Annotated in this window: 17 protein-coding genes and 1 riboswitch; of the genes, 7 read left to right on the top strand and 10 right to left on the bottom strand. The window is 54.4% G+C overall.

The genetic code is table 11. The features are described 5' to 3' along the window. Window positions 1-184, bottom strand: a riboswitch (yybP-ykoY riboswitch). A 219-nt stretch (window positions 185-403) separates the two neighbouring features. Genes E5C26_RS14380 through manX form a run of 4 tightly spaced genes read right to left on the bottom strand, consistent with a single transcriptional unit; the run spans window position 404 to window position 3601 of the window. After that, on the bottom strand, window positions 404-862 hold the full coding sequence (locus E5C26_RS14380; protein WP_135316917.1) for a DUF986 family protein: 459 nt from the start codon (window positions 860-862) through the stop codon (window positions 404-406). 53 nt (window positions 863-915) lie between these two features. Beyond that, window positions 916-1758 (bottom strand): PTS mannose transporter subunit IID, encoded by an 843-nt coding sequence (locus tag E5C26_RS14375; protein ID WP_135316916.1) that lies wholly within the window; start codon window positions 1756-1758, stop codon window positions 916-918. Window positions 1759-1773: 15 nt separating this feature from the next. Then, a complete protein-coding gene (locus tag E5C26_RS14370; RefSeq protein ID WP_017893113.1) occupies window positions 1774-2574 on the bottom strand; it encodes a PTS mannose/fructose/sorbose transporter subunit IIC in 801 nt (266 codons plus the stop codon). Window positions 2575-2629: 55 nt separating this feature from the next. Then, window positions 2630-3601: a PTS mannose transporter subunit IIAB gene (manX, locus tag E5C26_RS14365; RefSeq protein ID WP_135316915.1), complete on the bottom strand. Its 972-nt coding sequence runs from the start codon at window positions 3599-3601 to the stop codon at window positions 2630-2632. 573 nt (window positions 3602-4174) lie between these two features. Here manX and E5C26_RS14360 point away from each other — a divergent pair. Beyond that, complete coding sequence (locus E5C26_RS14360) at window positions 4175-5719, top strand: TerC family protein (RefSeq protein WP_135316914.1); 1545 nt, start codon at window positions 4175-4177, stop codon at window positions 5717-5719. Window positions 5720-5736: 17 nt separating this feature from the next. On the opposite strand, the gene E5C26_RS14355 is transcribed toward E5C26_RS14360, so the two are convergent. From E5C26_RS14355 to pabB, 4 genes are all read right to left on the bottom strand, one after another. Further along, the gene (locus E5C26_RS14355) at window positions 5737-7341 is read right to left on the bottom strand and encodes an EAL domain-containing protein (protein WP_135316913.1); all 1605 of its coding nucleotides are present in this window, start codon (window positions 7339-7341) and stop codon (window positions 5737-5739) included. Between the two features lie 282 nt (window positions 7342-7623). After that, window positions 7624-8988 (bottom strand): L-serine ammonia-lyase, encoded by a 1365-nt coding sequence (sdaA, locus tag E5C26_RS14350; RefSeq protein ID WP_135316912.1) that lies wholly within the window; start codon window positions 8986-8988, stop codon window positions 7624-7626. Between the two features lie 444 nt (window positions 8989-9432). Beyond that, entirely contained in the window at window positions 9433-10011 is a 579-nt protein-coding gene (locus E5C26_RS14345; protein ID WP_135316911.1) for a CoA pyrophosphatase, read from the bottom strand. Beyond that, window positions 10008-11381 carry an aminodeoxychorismate synthase component 1 gene (pabB, locus tag E5C26_RS14340; RefSeq protein WP_135316910.1) on the bottom strand — a complete coding sequence of 458 codons (1374 nt, stop codon included), beginning with the start codon at window positions 11379-11381 and terminating at the stop codon, window positions 10008-10010. Before pabB ends, E5C26_RS14345 begins: the two co-directional genes overlap by 4 nt. Before the next feature lie 442 nt (window positions 11382-11823). Between pabB and E5C26_RS14335 the strand changes: the two genes are divergently transcribed. Together E5C26_RS14335 and E5C26_RS14330 are read left to right on the top strand one after the other, a co-directional pair. Next, the gene (locus tag E5C26_RS14335) at window positions 11824-12831 is read left to right on the top strand and encodes a glycosyltransferase (protein WP_135316909.1); all 1008 of its coding nucleotides are present in this window, start codon (window positions 11824-11826) and stop codon (window positions 12829-12831) included. A gap of 63 nt (window positions 12832-12894) precedes the next feature. After that, on the top strand, window positions 12895-13140 hold the full coding sequence (locus tag E5C26_RS14330; RefSeq protein WP_135316908.1) for a YoaH family protein: 246 nt from the start codon (window positions 12895-12897) through the stop codon (window positions 13138-13140). Between the two features lie 33 nt (window positions 13141-13173). On the opposite strand, the gene purT is transcribed toward E5C26_RS14330, so the two are convergent. Next, a complete protein-coding gene (purT, locus tag E5C26_RS14325) occupies window positions 13174-14352 on the bottom strand; it encodes a formate-dependent phosphoribosylglycinamide formyltransferase (RefSeq protein ID WP_135316907.1) in 1179 nt (392 codons plus the stop codon). A 241-nt stretch (window positions 14353-14593) separates the two neighbouring features. Between purT and dbpA the strand changes: the two genes are divergently transcribed. The 4 genes from dbpA (at window position 14594) to yebF (ending at window position 17166) form a co-directional block, all read left to right on the top strand. Continuing rightward, entirely contained in the window at window positions 14594-15976 is a 1383-nt protein-coding gene (gene dbpA / locus E5C26_RS14320) for an ATP-dependent RNA helicase DbpA (RefSeq protein ID WP_135316906.1), read from the top strand. A gap of 88 nt (window positions 15977-16064) precedes the next feature. Continuing rightward, window positions 16065-16388 (top strand): YebG family protein, encoded by a 324-nt coding sequence (locus E5C26_RS14315; RefSeq protein WP_135316905.1) that lies wholly within the window; start codon window positions 16065-16067, stop codon window positions 16386-16388. Window positions 16389-16427: 39 nt separating this feature from the next. Further along, entirely contained in the window at window positions 16428-16736 is a 309-nt protein-coding gene (gene yqfB, locus E5C26_RS14310) for a N(4)-acetylcytidine aminohydrolase (protein ID WP_135316904.1), read from the top strand. 70 nt (window positions 16737-16806) lie between these two features. Then, window positions 16807-17166, top strand: coding sequence for a protein YebF (gene yebF / locus E5C26_RS14305; protein ID WP_135316903.1), 360 nt, complete (start codon window positions 16807-16809; stop codon window positions 17164-17166). A 93-nt stretch (window positions 17167-17259) separates the two neighbouring features. Here yebF and E5C26_RS14300 read toward each other — a convergent pair whose 3' ends face one another. Continuing rightward, window positions 17260-17823: a lipoprotein gene (locus E5C26_RS14300; RefSeq protein ID WP_135316902.1), complete on the bottom strand. Its 564-nt coding sequence runs from the start codon at window positions 17821-17823 to the stop codon at window positions 17260-17262. Window positions 17824-17859 lie beyond the last annotated feature (36 nt).

The following is a 17859-nucleotide window of genomic DNA, read 5'->3' as shown; positions in this document are numbered from 1 at the left end:
TCGGCCGGGCGGCTCCATATACACGTAACCCACCCCCAACCATACGACGGAGTTACGTGTCTATGGTCTCGCCAACCTTACCTGGCTGCCCGCACCACGTTTTAATGAATAAAACGAGTATGTTGATACGGGCGTTTCTGGCGCTTTATTGTCCAGAAACCGGCTACTCCCCAATGACGGCGCAACCATAGCATATTAATTCCGTTACCAACAACCCTTATTCCCCATGGACATTGGTTTGAAATTGATAATGGTTTTCATTAATGAAGTGTATAGGAAGGAATATAATGTAGGCGAGTGCAACAATATTGCGTAAATAATCATCAGGTAGCCATGTGCGCTGATGATTAATTATCCACATACAGCGCAGGGCAACACGGGGCAGGATTAAGGCTATTTTTACTCACTGATTCTCAACGAAAAAATGATAGATTTTTTCCAGATCGTCTAATTGAGTAACCTGAATCAACAACCGACGCTGCTCAAGATCTATCACCAGGATGCCATCCTCGGATAAATTCATGGCTTTAATCCGGTTATATTCAATAAAGGCATTGGCATAAAAGAAACCTTGCGCCTTAAACAACATCTTGGGCCAACGGATATAAGAAATATAAATTGCGATCAGTGCTAAAGAAATAAGCAGCCAGGTGGTTAATACCGCACCCTGGGTGGTGACATTTCGGTAGAGCAGAATGGCGATCAGGCCGACAAAAATCAGGCAGTCAATTCGATTACGGCGCTTTAACTGCACCTTGAGCAAGGTTTTGCCTTTCAGCAGGTTCATGCCGAACTCGTCGTAAATCGCATACACCAGCATCAGCGCGGTGAAAATCAGTAATACGCCATCGGTCAGCGACATCTTTCAACTCCACAAATAAAAAAACCGGGGGTTTCCCCCCGGCGGTTAAACGCTTACAGACCCAGCAGACCTACCCAGTAACCGAAGATACCGATGGCGAAGAAGCCAATGATGATCCACAGCGCATTCACTTTTCTGCGCAGCAGCCACATACAGCCGAAGGTCAGCAGCAGCGGCACCAGGCCCGGCATCAACTGATCGAGGATGGTTTGCACCGTGGTTACCGTGGTATGCCCGGTCTGGTCGGTGATCTTCGACACCACCAGCGGGATATTCATGTGCGTCCACTTGTTAACCAACGCCCCCATGACAAACAGGCCAAGAATGGACGCTCCTTCCGTCAGTTTTTGCAGGAAGCCGCCGCCCATATCATTAACGATATCCACCCCTTTGCGATAACCGTAGGCCACGCCGTAATAGCGGGTCAACAGGCGCACCAGGTTGAACAGGACGAAGAATAAAATCGGGCCCAGAAGGCTGCCACTCATGGCGATACCGGCGCCGAGCGCAGCGAACACCGGACGTACGGTGCCCCAGAAAATCGGGTCGCCGACACCGGCCAAAGGCCCCATCAAACCGACTTTGATACCGTTGATGGCCGCATCGTCGATAGGTGCACCGTTAGCACGCTGTTCTTCCATCGCCATGGTAACGCCAAGTACCGGTGCCGCCACGTAAGGGTGGGTGTTAAAGAACTCCAGATGGCGTTTGATCGCCTGTTTGCGATCGTCGTTATTTTCCGGGTACAGGCGACGGATCACCGGCACCATCGAGAAGCAAAAACCCAGCGCCTGCATACGTTCGAAGTTCCATGAACCCTGGAACAGATTCGAGCGCATAAACACACCGCGAATATCGGCCGGCGTGAGTTTCTTTTGAGCTGTTGTATCAACCATTTCTCTCACCTATTCCTAGTCGAGTTCGTTATCGAGGTCGTTGGCATTTGCCGGGCCAGCCTGGACTACCTGAGACTTGTTGTATTTCGGGCTGAGCTGGATATAAAGCACCGCCATCACCACGCCAATCACGCCGAGGGCGACCAGGTTAAAGTTGGTGAAGGCAGCGGTAACGAAGCCGAGGTAGAAGAATGGCATCAGGTAGCCGGCACGCATCATGTTGATCACCATGGCGTAACCTACCACCACGATCATCCCGCCGGCGATGTTCAGGCCGCTGGTGACGACTTCAGGGATCGAGTTAAGCAGCGCGTGAACGCCAGAGGTGCCCACCGAGATAGCGACAATAACCGCCGGGATGGCAATACGCATCGCCTGCAGCAGCAGGGCAGAGATATGCAGCCAGGTAATGGCCCGCAAACTGCCGCGCTCCGCCGCGCTGTCTGCCGCGTGCTGGAAGGCCACGGTCAGGGTACGCACGATGATGGTCAGCACTTGCCCGGCCGCCGCCAGCGGAATGGCCAGGGCGATACCGGCACCGACGCTTTGTCCGCCGGCAATAACCAGAATGGTGGAAATGATTGACGCTAACGCCGCATCTGGCGCTACCGCCGCACCGATGTTCATCCAGCCCAGGGCGATCATCTCCAGCGTACCGCCGATGATGATACCGGTTTTCATGTCACCGAGAATAAAGCCGATCAGGGTACAGGCGACCAGCGGACGGTGGAACTGAAACTCGTCGAGGACGGAACCCATCCCGGCGATACAGGCAACGATAAATATCAGTACAATCTGAAGAGTGGTAATCTCCATTGCACTTCTCCTATGACCAAAGATCTCTGAGTAAAATAATTATTGGCTGTCGCCATTAATTGAGTTTGTTAATCAGGTCCATCATTTTTAACCGACTGTCGGACGAGACTTTACGAACTTCCAATTCAATACCGCGCTCGTTTAATTTCTTAAACGCTTCGATATCTTTTTCGTCAACCGAGACGGCATTATTCACCTGGGTTTTGCCCTGGCGGAACGCCATGCCGCCGATATTCACCGACTTGATATCCACGCCGGCTTCCACCAAACGCCAGACGTCGGTCGGATTGGTGAACAGCAGCATCACACGATCGCCGGCATATTTCGGGTTGTTCCACACCCGGATGGCTTTCGCCACGTCGACCACGTGTGCGGTGACGCCCGGCGGGGCAACCTGAGTCAGCAAGGTTTTGCGAACGTGGTCGGCGGCGACTTCGTCACTGATCACGATGATGCGGCTGACGTTGGTTTCCTTGGTCCAGCGGGTCGCGACCTGACCGTGGATCAAACGGTCATCGATACGGGCCAGGCCGATTTTCATATGGTCATTGGGACCCAGCGGCGCCTGAGGGGCGGCGGGTTTTGCGGTAGGAGCACTTTGTGGTGCCGCGGGCTTAACACTCTCTTCGGCCGGTTTTTTCAGCGCTTTTACGCCTTCACGGCCGGTTTCCAACGCCAGCGCGACCAGTTCGTCGAAGCCAGGGTTGTCGTCTCGTGCCATGAACGTTTCCACCAGCATCGGAATGTTAACCCCGGTGACGACCTCATAGTTCTCTTTATCGACGGCGATGCGGCTGGCCGCGTTGAACGGGCTGCCGCCCCAGGTATCCACCAGGAACAGGACGCCACCACTGGTGTCGAGCCCGCTGATTTTACCCTTGTATTTCTCGATTAACGTTTCGGCATTTTCACCGGGGACGAAATCTATAAAAGCGACGTTATCCTGTTCGCCCAATAGCATTTCCGTGGTCTTCAGCAATTGTTCTGCTGCGGTCCCGTGTGTGCCGATGATAATAGCTATTGCCACTCGCTACCTCCTCATTGAACTTCATGCACGGATTGTGTTTGTTCAGTTCATTTTCTTGCTGGCAGTCACTTCCGTGGTTCAGATACATTATGGTAGAAATTTGGAAACCCGCCGTTAACATTTCTCGCGCAGTTTCAAAAGCCTGTGCGCGTGAATCCACGTCAGCGCCATTTATTTTAGTGAGTGAAAAAATAAATTTTGTGACATTGCTCTGCTATTGAGCGCTCGGATTACTCCTAACCCGGTGTTTGCGGAATTAAACAACAGAGCTGTTACAAGACGATGCAGAAGGTAAAAAAGCTTCTTTGCCGGCAAAAAAATTCCTGCTAGAGTATTTCTTCTTTCATATTTAGGAGTGAAGGGCCTCAGCCCACCCTATGGACTGTCACCGAAGTTACTGTTTTTCAAGGTTCCACCCGCCACCTGTTGGCGTAGTACAAGTCACACGGCCGTTCGGCCATCCCCCGGTACTGCAATCCCGATATCTTGCTATTTCTGTCCGCGCCTTTCCTGCGTCGGCATCGTCACGCCTGAGCACCGCTCGGCCATCCTGTCTTTTTTTCGGAGTCTGATATGGAATTTTTAATGGACCCCTCAATTTGGGCTGGGTTACTGACACTGGTGGTATTGGAAATCGTACTGGGTATCGACAACCTGGTGTTTATCGCCATTCTGGCCGATAAACTGCCGCCGAAGCAGCGTGATAAAGCACGTATACTCGGTCTGTCGCTGGCGCTGTTTATGCGTTTGGGCCTGTTGTCGGTCATTTCCTGGATGGTGACGCTGACCACGCCGCTGTTTAGCGTCGGGGAGTTCAGCTTCTCCGGTCGTGATTTGATCCTGCTGTTCGGTGGTGTGTTCCTGTTGTTCAAGGCCACCATGGAGTTGCACGAACGGCTGGAAGGGCAAACGCATCAGGATGGCGCCAACCGGGGCTACGCCAAATTCTGGGCGGTGGTAGTACAGATTGTGATCCTTGACGCCGTGTTTTCACTCGACGCGGTGATTACCGCGGTGGGCATGGTGAACGACCTGCCGGTCATGATGACCGCCGTTGTCATCGCCATGGTGGTGATGCTGGTGGCTTCCAAACCGCTGACCAACTTCGTCAATGCGCACCCGACTATTGTGGTGCTGTGCCTGAGCTTCCTGTTGATGATTGGTCTGAGCCTGATCGCCGAAGGCTTTGGTTTGCATATTCCTAAAGGTTACCTGTATGCCGCGATTGGTTTCTCGATCCTGATCGAGCTGTTTAACCAAATTGCCCGTCGTAACTTTATCAAACATCAGGCTCATCGTCCGATGCGTGAACGCACCGCAGAGGCGATCATGCGCCTGATGGGGCAGCAGCGCGCGCAGCAAACGGACGAAGCGGCACCGCTACCGGTGAATGAAACCTTCGCCGAGGAAGAACGTTATATGATCAGTGGCGTGTTGACGCTGGCCTCGCGTTCACTGCGTAGCGTGATGACGCCGCGCACCGATATTTCATGGGTGGATTGCGATCGTTCCCGTGAAGAGGTGCGTGAACAACTGCTGGATACGCCGCATAGCCTGTTCCCGGTCTGCCGCGACTCGCTGGATGACATTATCGGCGTGGTGCGTGCCAAGGATCTGCTGGTGGCAGTCGAGCGGGGCGAAGATATCGCCGAGTTTGCCGCGCGTACGCCACCGATTGTGGTGCCGGACACCATGGACGTGATTAACCTGCTGGCGGTATTGCGCCGTGCCAAGGGACGTCTGGTGGTGGTCACCAATGAATTTGGTGTTGTGCAGGGGCTGGTCACGCCACTGGACGTGCTGGAAGCCATTGCCGGTGAATTCCCGGACGAGGATGAAACGCCGGATATCGTGGTGGAAGACGCCAGTTGGCTGGTGAAGGGCGGCGCCGATCTGCACTCACTGGAGCAGGCGCTGAACTGCGACGATCTGGTCAGTCCGACGGAGGACTTCGCCACTCTGGCGGGCTTCCTGCTGTCCCATTACGGCCAAATGCCGGCAGTGGGCGAAACGGTGGAGCTTAACCGACTGCGTTTCGAAGTCGTTGCCCTGTCCGAGTACCGCATTGAACTGGTGCGTATTACCAAAGTTGAGCCTCACGACGAGGAGCACCAGTAACCTACGGGCCGGAGGCATCACGCCTCCGGCTTGCTTTCCTGTTCCTTCCGCTGATTTGCCGCCCTCAACCGAGACTCATACTGCTGTAACCACAATGGAAAGACATTGATGGGCATTGGCTTGGCGAAATAGAATCCCTGCAATGAATTGACCTCGCGTGAGCGCAGGTAATCGGCCTGTTCAGCGGTTTCTACCCCTTCAGCCACCAGTTTCAGCTTAAGCCGTTGTGCCAGGGTAATGATGGTATCGGTGACGGTGGCGTTAATCGCATCGGTACCAATGGCGGCGGTGAAACCCCGGTCGATTTTCAAGACATCAGGGCTGAGTTTTTTCAAATAGCTGAGTGAGCTGTGCCCGGTACCAAAGTCGTCGATGGCCAGCATGATGCCCATTTCTTTCAGCGTTTTGATTTGCTCATACTGAATTTCCGACAAGGCGGTACGTTCGGTGAGTTCCAGCATCAGCGAAGGCATGGGATGGGCGGGAAGCCACAGGCGGCGGATATCATCGATAATGGTCACGCCGTTGAAATGCTCAGCCGCGACGTTGATGCTGATATAAAACGATGGGCGTGGGGGGAACAACTGCAGGTTTTCCACCACGGTGTTCATCAGGTAACGGGTCAGGGCGATAATCAAGCCATGCTGCTCCGCCAGCGGGATAAACACGTCGGGAGAGATCCAGCCCTGGCGCTTGTTTTTCCAGCGCAGCAGCATCTCAACCCCGACACAGCGGCCGGTTTCAGCATTGATGATTGGCTGACAGTAAACGCGGAATTCGCGGTGGGAAATGGCGTGACCAATATGGTACGACAGGCTCATGCGGTTAGCGGTGAGCAGATACACCACATAGGCTGCCAGCAGGCTGATCAGCAACGACAGCGGGATATGGCGCGGCAGCGCCGCTAGCGCCAACATGCTGGCCTGAGGGCCGAACAGTGAAATAGAAAACGGATATCGAGTAGATTTTGCGGTATAGCGCAGGTCGGCTGTCAGGGTATCGCTGCGCAAGATTTCCCGGCGGCCATATTCCAGGCTGTAGTTGCCGACGTTCAGCACCACTCGCTGTGCATAGGGTTCCTGAGGCTCCAGCAGGAAGTTCGCCAATAGCTCAATATTGAACACGTGCAACACGCCGTTACTGTGGTTATCAGTCTGCGTCGGAGTCCACATGATCAGCGTCGGTACGCCTTTGGCGACAGAGAGTGAAGGGCGCAACACCAGCTTCGCGTCATCGTTTGCTACGCTGGGCAAAATAGCGCTGAAAACGTACTTACGGGTGCCAAACAGGCTGGAACAGTAAATAACGCCGTCTTTAACCAGCAGCATTGCCCGCAGGGCCTGGTTTTGCGCAGCGCGAAAACGCAGCGTTGGCATCACGGCCTCACAAGGGGAGTCCAGCAGTGGCATGGAGCGCTCGGCCTGTTGCTTTGCCGGTGTCAGCAGATCGTTAATTTTGGCGACGGTACGGGTGGCGAGCACCTGCCGGTTTTGTTCAATGGTGCCAATCTCTTGATAATAACGGGTGTAGAGCGATAACAGCAAAATAGCCAACCCGACCGCCCCGGCCAGTAGCCAACGGTAATAGCGGTATTTGGTCACGGCAAATTGGGTCATCAACATCGCTAAATCCTTGTTCGGTAAGCCAGCCCTGAATCACCGTCAGGCCAAACTGCCCTGAATGATACTTGGCTAATTCTAGCCTGTCGTTATACAAGAGTGATGTTAACCCAGTAAATTATTTAAATTTGGTGAAACAGAGGGCTAAATTGTTGGTTAACTGTGGGATAGGGGGAACAGGTTTTTTGAATATTCTACGTGACGTTGTCACTAAGTGGCGCTAATGATTTGATTAGCCGGGGGTTACAGCAAGAAAAACCCCGCCGTGAAGGCGGGGTTAGCGGGTCAGTCACACTGCACTTTGATTGCCAGACCACCGCGAGAGGTTTCGCGATATTTGGCATTCATGTCTTTGCCGGTTTCGTACATGGTTTCGATGACTTTATCCAGCGAGACACGTGGCTCACTGGTACGACGCAGCGCCATACGCGCTGAGTTGATCGCCTTCACCGAAGCAATGGCATTACGTTCAATGCAAGGAACCTGAACCTGGCCGGCAACCGGGTCACAGGTCAGCCCCAGGTTGTGTTCCATGCCGATCTCTGCCGCGATGCAAACCTGCTCCGGGCTGGCACCCAGCAGTTCGGCCAGGCCGGCTGCGGCCATCGAGCAGGCCACGCCCACTTCACCCTGGCAACCCACTTCGGCACCGGAGATAGAGGCGTTCATCTTGTACAGTGCGCCTACTGCGCCCGCTGCCATAAAGTAACGAATATAAATATCCGGGCTGACGGATTCAATAAAGTGGTCATAGTAAGCCAGTACGGCAGGCACGATGCCACAGGCGCCGTTGGTCGGTGCGGTGACGACTCGGCCGCCGGCCGCGTTCTCTTCGTTGACCGCCAGTGCGAACATGTTGACCCAGTCAATCACGTTCATTGGGTCGTTGGACAGCTTGTCGGAAGACACCAGCATGCGGCGCAGCGCGGAGGCACGACGTGGCACACGCAGTGGCCCCGGCAGTACGCCCTCGGTGTTCAGACCGCGATCGATACAGGCGCGCATGGTCTGCCAAATGTTACCGAAGTAGGTTTCGATATCCTGCTTGCTGTGCAGAGCCAATTCGTTCTGCATCACCAGGCCGGAAAAGGACAGCCCGGTATCACGGCAGTGGGCGAGAATGTCACGAGCAAAACTGAACGGATAAGGGACGCTCAGCTCGTGTGCGTCGGCTTTGCCGAAGTTCTCTTCGTCGACGATAAAACCGCCGCCGAGTGAGTAGTAAGTCTTGCTGTAAACCTGTTTATCCCCGGCGAAGGCGTGGATCTGCATGCCGTTCTCATGCAGCGGCAAATTGTCGCTGCGGAAAACCATGCCGCCATCACGCGGGAAATCAACCTCATGCAGGCCGTTGGCCAGCATCAGGCGTTGACGTTGTTCTACATCGCGAATAAAGCCCGGGATGCTATCGATATCAACGGTATCCGGCATATTACCGGCCAGGCCGAGGATGATAGCGATATCGGTATGGTGACCTTTACCGGTCAATGAGAGTGAGCCGTAAACATCTACGGCAACACGCGTGATAGAAGGCATCAGGCCTTGATTTACCAGATCGTCGACAAACTGTTTGCCGGCTTTCATCGGTCCAACCGTATGAGAGCTGGACGGGCCGATGCCGATCTTAAACATGTCGAAAACGCTAATCACGCTAAAACTCCTTAGAGGCATATTGTTATGGCTGCAGCGGTTAAAAACCGCGCAGGGAACTGCGATATTGTAAAAGGGCCGCACGGGTTTGGCTGCCTTTTTCGCATGAAATAAAATAATCCTTGGTGTTAGTTTTTTACTGATTGCCGCAGGCATTCGGCCGCTCGTGGAACATCCGTTGCCTAAACTCGGTTAATGGCAATCGCGCCAGCTTCCGTTGCTGAACGCGGCCAGCTTAAACCCTGCTGAAATAGTGGTTTATTCCGGACTGCGCTATTTTACAGGTATTTCGTAAGGTTGAAGAGAGGGTTTACAGTTTTTTTAAAACTCTGATAGCCAGAAAGGTAGTTTAAAAAGCACACCGATGAAGTGATGCCGATCGCTTTACCCACGCCTGTTGCGCAGGTAACCGTTTGGCTTGTGATCAGTGTCACATTATTGGCGTTAAATGCTGACCTGCTGTGCCAGTCGTCGAATGATGGCGGCGGTCATTCCCCAGACAAATTGGCTTTGATACCAGGACAGATAAATGCGGTGTGAATGACCGCCGCGGTGAATATCCAACGGATAATAGCGCGAAAGCGTCAACGCCTCGTGCAGCGGCATTTCAAAAACCTCGGCCACTTCGTCTTCATTGGCGAAAAATTGCACATCGGGTGAGATCAAGCCAACCACCGGGGTCACCTGAAAACCGGTGCTGCTGTCGAGCGGGGCCAGTTGACCCAGAATGGTCACGGCTTGGGGGGGGATAGCAACTTCTTCCTGAGCTTCACGCAGGGCGGTGATAATCGCCGAGGCGTCTTCAGCGTCGGTTTTACCGCCCGGAAACGCTACCTGGCCCGGATGCTTGCGCAGCGTGTCGGCGCGGCGGGTCAGCAACAGGGTGGGTTCGGGGCGGCAAATAATCGGGATCAACACCGCGGCCGGACGAACGTTATGTGAAATCTGCGAGGCCTGTGGCAGTTGCAGCTGAAAGCGGCTGATAAAGGCCGCCAGCGAGGCCGGATAAGTGGGTTGGTTCACGAAGCGATAAACTCCCCCAGTTGCGGCAGAATGCGGCCGACCTTATCAAAGGTTTCCTGATATTCCGCCTGTTCCTGGCTGTCGGCCACGATACCGCCCCCGGCGGAGCAGTAAATACGGCCGTTTTCGGTGATCAAGGTGCGGATAGTGATATTGGTGTCCATGGTACCGCAGGCGCTGATATAGCCAATGCTGCCGCAGTAGGCGTTGCGTCGCTGCGGCTCCAGCTCTTCAATAATTTCCATCGCTCGTACCTTGGGCGCCCCGGTAATGGATCCCCCAGGGAAACAGGCGCGCAACAGTTCGGTCGCCGGAGTGCATTGCGGCAGAGTGGCGGTGATGGTGCTGACCAGATGATGTACTGCCGGGAAGGGTTCGACCACGAACAGTTCGGGAACCTCGACGCTGCCCGGTTCGGCGACGCGGCCGATATCATTGCGTAGCAGATCGACAATCATCAGGTTCTCTGCGCGGTCTTTGCTGGAGTTTGCCAAACGTTGCGCCTGTTGCGCATCCTGCCCGGCATCAGCCAGCCGCGGCAGGGTACCTTTGATCGGACGGGTTTGAATATGTTGGTTTTCCAGCCACAAGAAACGCTCGGGTGAAACGCTCAGCACGGCGTTATCCGGCAGGCGCAGGAAAGCTGAGAAGGGGGCGCGGTTGCTGGCGCTTAATTGCTGAAAGGCTTGCCATTCATCGCCCTGATAATCGGCAGCAAAACGTTGCGCCAGATTGATTTGATAACAGTCGCCACTGCGCAGGTAATGCTGAATTCGCTGGAACTTTTCCCCGTATTGCTGCCGCGTCATATTAGCCTGCCAGGGACTGGTCAGGGTAAATGTTGCCCCTGGCGCAGGCTGCTGATTGTGGAGCCATTGCCAGCGCAGTTCTGCATTATCATAGCTGAGTAATGTCAGCGTCTGTCGGTGGTGATCGGCTATCAGCGCCCAGTCATAAATGCCGACTGCCATATCCGGCAGCGTGATATCTGCCTGTGCCCACTGCGGCAGTTTCTCTACCCGGCGGCCCAAATCGTAACCGAACAGCCCGAGGGCGCCGCCCTGGAACGGCAGACTGGCATTCACATCCGGGTGCAGGTTCTGCTGTTCCAACTGCTGCTGGATCAGGCTGAAAGGATCTTCCGGCGACGACCAATGCTCTTCACCGCGACGGATCTCGGTAACGGGGCCGCGTGTGGTCAGGGTTGCACAGGGTTCCGCCACCAGAATATCGAAACGGTTATGTGAGTGCTCGGCAAAACCGGAATGGAGCAACATCGCCCAAGGCTGTGAGGCCAGTGGGGCAAACAGCTCCAGCAGGGCGGTGCGGGTGTAGGGTAAAGACTTAAGATTCGGTGCGGTTGTGCTCATGGGCCTCAATAAACCTGACTGGCGGGGCGGCGGTTTCTGCCCGCTATTCTGCCATATTCAACCGGCTGACGCATGCTCTGGCATCAGGCGCATAAGCACACTTCACATAAACGATGAGTAAACAATTTTGCAAATGAAGCATTTTTTGCGACTTTGGCTATAATCCAATATGTTAAAAACGACATCAGTGAGTGGTTAAGACAATTCTTGGATTCGTTGATTTCAATTTCAAATCCTAAACTTCACTATTAGTTTCATTCGGTTATTGTTTTTGCTTGTTATCACTCGTCTGTGAAAACACAGATCTTAAAATATAAATGGTAACAAGACGCATTTATGCCTGTGACGCTGTCGCTTGGCAAGTGCCTTATTTAATTTAAATGCACCCTGATATTTTTAAAAATAGAAATATTCATTCGTTACTTTTTGCGAAGAGCTGCCTATGTCCCTAATGCTAAGTGTCATTGTTCCGTTGCACAACGTGGGTGAACTGTTTGAGCCGTTTCTGGCGTCACTGCTGGCCCAGAAAGAGCGTCGTTTGGAGGTAATCATCGTCAATGATGGATCCACCGATGGCTCTGGTGATATCGCCCACCGCTATGCGCAGCAATACTCGCATATTACCGTGATTGACCAGCGTAATGCCGGCGTATCCTGTGCGCGTAATGCCGGACTGGCGGTTGCACAAGGTAAATATGTAGCATTCCCCGATGCTGATGATTTACTGGCGCCTGATATGTATTCAACGTTGATTGAAATGGCCGAGAAAAATCAACTGGATGTCATGCAGTGTAATGGTGAACGTTATTTCACCGATGCCGATGAATTGCAGCCGATTATTCCGCAAAATCGATTGGGGGATACCGATGTTATTAGCGGCGTGCAATGGCTGGAGCGCGCACTGAAATCAAGAAAGTTTATTCATGTGGTTTGGCTGGCGGTTTATCGTCTTGATTTTATTAAGCAGCACCAACTGTATTTCGAACCGGGCTTGCACCACCAGGATATTCCCTGGACGACTGAGGTGATGTTCAATGCGCAGCGGGTTAAATACCTTAGCAAAGCGCTGTATCGCCAGCGGGTGCATGACCAATCGATCAGTAATCGCCGCCGCACAGGCAAGGCCAACGTCGAGTATCAGCGCCATTACATGAAAATAGTGGCTATGCTGGTGGCGCTGAACCGTCGCTATGCCGATAAAATTGACATCCGGCCAGCCTTCCACTGGCAGATTACCCGTGAAGCCCTGGGCATTTGTCACAGCATTCGCCGTGAACCCGAGTTAGCGGCCCAGTGCCGCATCACCGATGAATTCTTTCAGCTTGGCATCGATAGGGCGATGGTTGATAACGCGCGCGGCCTCAAACAGGGCTGGCACGTTTTCCTCTGGCTCCATCGCCTGAAGCAATGGCGACATGGCGATCCTCATTCCCTGCAGGCTACTGAATAACAGGCGTTGGGATCCGTCGGTTTAAGGCGTATACTCAGCCTCCATTTTGCCGGAGAGAAACACATGCTTGCAGGTATGCCGTCACTGAGTCATCTAGAGCAGCAGGAAGCTGCAGATCGTATCCATCTGTTGATGGAACAAGGCATGAGCAGTGGTGAAGCCATCGCGCGCGTCGCGCAGGAAATCCGCGAAAAACATCAGGGTGACCAGGTTAGCGTCATGTTTGATGACGAAGACGACGAGCAAGAGTATCAGGAACGGCCGGATGACCAGGCTGATGATGACTCGGAAGAAGACGAAAACTATTGATGTTGCCGGGGCCGGCAAACCGGCCCCAAAGCGTTAACCTTCAATCACCACCGCAGCCGCGGCACGTTTGGCCGATTCCACCGCCAGCTCTACATTTTCTGCCGTAGCCAGCGCAACCCCCATCCGACGTTGACCGTTAATTTCCGGCTTGCCGAACAAACGCAGTTGATTGTGGCCGACCAGCGCGCGATCCAGACCGCCAAAGCGCAGGTCACTGCTGATTAGCTGCGGCAGGATCACCGCCGAAGCAGAAGGGCCAAACTGGCGAATGGCACCAATCGGCAGACCGAGGAAAGCGCGCACGTGCAGCGCAAACTCTGACAGGTCTTGTGAAATCAGCGTTACCATCCCGGTATCGTGCGGGCGTGGTGAAACCTCGCTGAAGATCACGTCGTCGCCACAGACAAACAATTCAACGCCGAACAGGCCAAAACCGCCCAACGCCTTCACCACGTTTTCTGCAATTGCCTGCGCGCGGCTCAGAGCCAGGTCACTCATCTGCTGCGGTTGCCATGATTCGCGGTAATCGCCGTCCTCCTGCCGATGGCCGATCGGTGCGCAGAAATGCACGCCATCGACTGCGCTGATGGTCAGCAGGGTGATTTCAAAATCAAATTTCACCAGCCCTTCAACAATCACCCGGCCACCACCGGCACGACCGCCTTGCTGGGCGTAATCCCAGGCGGTTTTCAGCTGTTCCGGGTTGCGGATCAGGCTCTGGCCTTTGCCGGAAGAGCTCATCACCGGCTTGATAATGCACGGGTAGCCGATTTGCTCGACCGCCTGCCGGAAAGCCTGTTCGCCATCGGCAAAGCGATAGCTGGAGGTGGGCAGCCCGAGGGTTTCGGCAGCCAGGCGGCGGATGCCTTCGCGGTTCATCGTCAGGCGCGTTGCCTCGGCACAGGGCACCACGCGGTGTCCTTGCTGTTCCAGTTCAACCAGCATGCTGGTGGCGATGGCTTCGATCTCCGGCACGATATAGTCAGGACGCTCCTGCTCGATCACGGCTTTCAGCGCGTTGCCGTCCAGCATGTTAATCACGTGGCTGCGGTGTGCCACATGCATGGCGGGGGCGTCGGCATAGCGATCGACGGCGATGACTTCGAGGCCCAAACGCTGGCATTCGATAGCCACTTCTTTACCCAGCTCGCCGGAGCCGAGCAACATAACGCGGGTGGCGGACGGGCGCAGGGCGGTTCCAATAGTTAACATAGTCTCGTACCTGGATCTGTGGCGTGTAACGCGGTCTGATAATGGGCCAGTAGTATATACGAAAACGTTTGCGTGTGAAGCCGAAGGCCATCCGCCGACCGCTATGGCGGCCAAAAACGGCCCCAGGTGGCTTTTTTTATGCGTGAAATCCGTAATCCAGCCTATCTCTGTTATCATCTGCGGCTGATTCGGTGCTGCCTTGAGCGTGCCGCCATTCCATTTGCCATAAAGAGTTATCGCCGTGAGCACAGTATCTTTTTCTTCCCTGCCGCTGCCAGCCGAACAGTTGGCCAACCTCAACGAACTGGGGTATGCCGAAATGACACCGGTGCAGGCCGCCGCACTGCCCGCTATCCTCAATGGGCAGGACGTACGTGCCAAAGCAAAAACCGGCAGCGGTAAAACGGCGGCGTTCGGCATCGGTTTGCTGGACAAAATTAACGTCGCCCAGGTGGCTGCGCAGGCGCTGATCCTGTGCCCGACACGTGAGCTGGCTGATCAGGTGAGCAAAGAACTGCGCCGTTTGGCGCGCTTCACCCAGAACATCAAAATTTTGACCCTGTGCGGCGGCCAGCCGATGGGGCCGCAGCTTGACTCGCTGGTGCACGCTCCGCATATCGTGGTGGGGACGCCGGGACGCATTCAGGAGCACCTGCGCAAGAAAACGCTGGTACTGGACGAATTGAAAGTGCTGGTGCTGGATGAAGCTGACCGTATGTTGGACATGGGCTTCGCCGATGACATCGATGACGTGATCAGCTACACGCCGCCACAGCGCCAAACGCTGCTGTTCTCGGCAACCTATCCGAGCGGTATTGAACGTATCAGCGCCCGCGTGCAGCGCAGCCCGTTAAATGTGGAAGTGGACGACGGTGAAGAACAAACCACCATCGAACAACGTTTCTACGAAACCACCCGCGATCAGCGCCCGGCAGTGCTGGTATCGGCAATCCGCCATTACCAACCTGCTTCCTGCGTGGTGTTCTGTAACACCAAGCGTGACTGTCAGAGCGTATATGAGGCGCTGGAATCTCGCGGCATTAACGTGCTGGCGCTGCATGGCGATCTGGAACAGCGCGATCGTGACCAGGTGCTGGTGCGTTTTGCCAACCGCAGTTGCCGAGTGTTGGTGGCAACCGACGTCGCCGCGCGCGGGCTGGATATCAAAGAGCTGGAGCTGGTAGTCAACTACGAGCTGGCATTTGATCCGGAAGTGCATGTACACCGCATTGGTCGTACCGGCCGTGCCGGTTTGAGCGGCAAGGCGATCAGCCTGTGTACACCGCAGGAAATGACGCGTGCACATGCCATTGAAGACTATTTGCAAACCAAGGTTAAGTGGGCACCGGTGTCTGAGCTGAGCGGGGCGGGCAATACCACGCTGGAAGCCGAAATGGTCACCCTGTGCATCGACGGTGGGCGCAAGGCAAAAATCCGTCCAGGCGACATTCTTGGCGCATTAACCGGCGATGCCGGGCTGACGGCGGCGGAAGTGGGCAAAATCGACATGTTCCCGGTGCATGCCTATGTGGCGATCCGCAAGGAAAGCGCCCGCAAGGCACTGCAACAGCTTCAGCAGGGCAAAATCAAGGGTAAGAACTGCAAGGTGCAGTTGTTGAAATAAGTCGCGTCAGGGGGGCGCTTGCATCCCTGCGTAAAATCACCTTATACTGTATAAAAATACAGTATTCTAACCTTTGAGGAATGCACACATGGCCGTAGAAGTTAAATATGTGGTGGTGAGAAACGGTGAGGAAAAGATGACTTTCGCAACCAAGAAAGAAGCCGACGCTTACGACAAAATGCTGGATCTGGCGGATAGCCTCGGTGAATGGCTGCAGCAGTCACCCCTGACTCTGGATGATGAGCAGCGTGAAGGGCTGAGCTTCTTCCTGGCGGAGAATAAAGACGTGTTGGGGCAAATTCTGCGTGGCGCTGCGCCGACAGAAGCACCCAAGAAAACTGCCAAAGTGAAAACGGAAAAATCTGTCGCTACCACTAAAGAGGGATCTGCGTCAGAAAAGCAGGCAGCATAATGACTTATGTTGCGGCAATGTGATGAAAAAGGATCTAGAATGAGCCGTGGAATAACTTTCTTCAGTCGTTTTGAGCCAGACATTCTGACCGGGCGCAAGACCATTACCATTAGGGACGCCAGTGAATCCCACTTTCAGCCCGGTGAGGTATTGCGCGTAAGCCGCAATGAAGACAACGTATTTTTCTGCCAGATTGAAGTGCTGTCAGTCACACCGGTGCGCCTGGACGGGTTAACCGAGCTGCATGCCCGGCAGGAAAACATGTCGCTCAGCGAACTGAAGCAGGTGATCAAGGAAATCTATCCGGGGCTCGATGAGCTGTTTGTCATCACCTTCGCCAAACGCTGATCTTTAGCCAGACCAGTTGTGAGCCAAGGGCCAGCGCCTGCGGATAGCGTTAATCACAACTGGAGGGAATATGAAAACAACGGGACTGAGTTTGGCGGTAGCACTGTTGGCCATGGCGGGGTTAACCACCACGGTGCAGGCGCAGGAGCAACGTAGCGCCAAAGTCGCGCAATGCGCGGGCCTGCAACCGGCGGACGTTGCCGCTCAGGTGAAACGCGATTTTCTGCAAAACCGCATCACGCGCTGGGAAGCTGATAAAAAGCTGCTGGGCACGGCCACCCCGATAGCCTGGATTAGTCCAGAGGCCATTACCGGTAAAGATGCCGTCTGGCAGGTGCCTTTAACGGTTCGCGGCACCAAACAGGATAAAACCTATAACGTGGTCCTGGACTGTAACGCCGGTAAGATTACCTACAGCGAACCACAGTAGTAACGCAAGTTTCAGCGGGGGCCGGTATTGGTTACCTGACTGGAAATACTCAGCCCGCCTTATCAGCGGGCTTTTTGTTGCAAACTGCCGGCCTTAGTCGGTGAACGGGATCACCAATTCACCCGGTTTCACTTCCAGTCCTTTCGCCAGTTTCTTCGCCATCGCCTCGGTTTTACTGTTATCCGGGTTCAGCACGTAGGCCGGTTTCTGGTTGAAATAGGATTTCAACGATTGATTCAAATAAGGCGTCAGTGCCTTCATCACCGTCTGCATTTTCTCCGGCTGCACGCTATAGTCGGTCAATTCCATGTCCTTCAGGAATACCGCGCCTTGCTCGCGGTCATAGACCGGCTGTGCCTTCAGCGTCAGCTTCAGATCCGCAGTCTGTGGGCCGAGGATCGAGGTGATATTCACTTTCGCGTCACCGGAAAGGGTGACCTTACCTGGCTCGCTGCGACCAATTTGGCTCTGTAACTGCGTCAGCACGATATTGGCGTCCAGTAATCCCGGCACGCCTATCTGCTTCTGGTAATCATTATGTTTTTGCAGGTAGTCGTTCACTTCCTGCTCGCTAAGTGTGTATTGGGTCAGCTGATTGCAGCCGACCAATGCGCCAACAAATGCCAGGGCTGCCACACCCATCATAATTTTTTTCATAAGTACTCACGTGTAGGGGGCCTATCTATCCGCCCC

The organism is Serratia proteamaculans, assembly GCF_004684015.1.
Classification (GTDB): Bacteria; Pseudomonadota; Gammaproteobacteria; order Enterobacterales; family Enterobacteriaceae; genus Serratia; species Serratia proteamaculans_F.
Note: the sequence above shows the minus strand (reverse complement) of the source record. Positions and strands in the feature narration are given on the sequence as shown.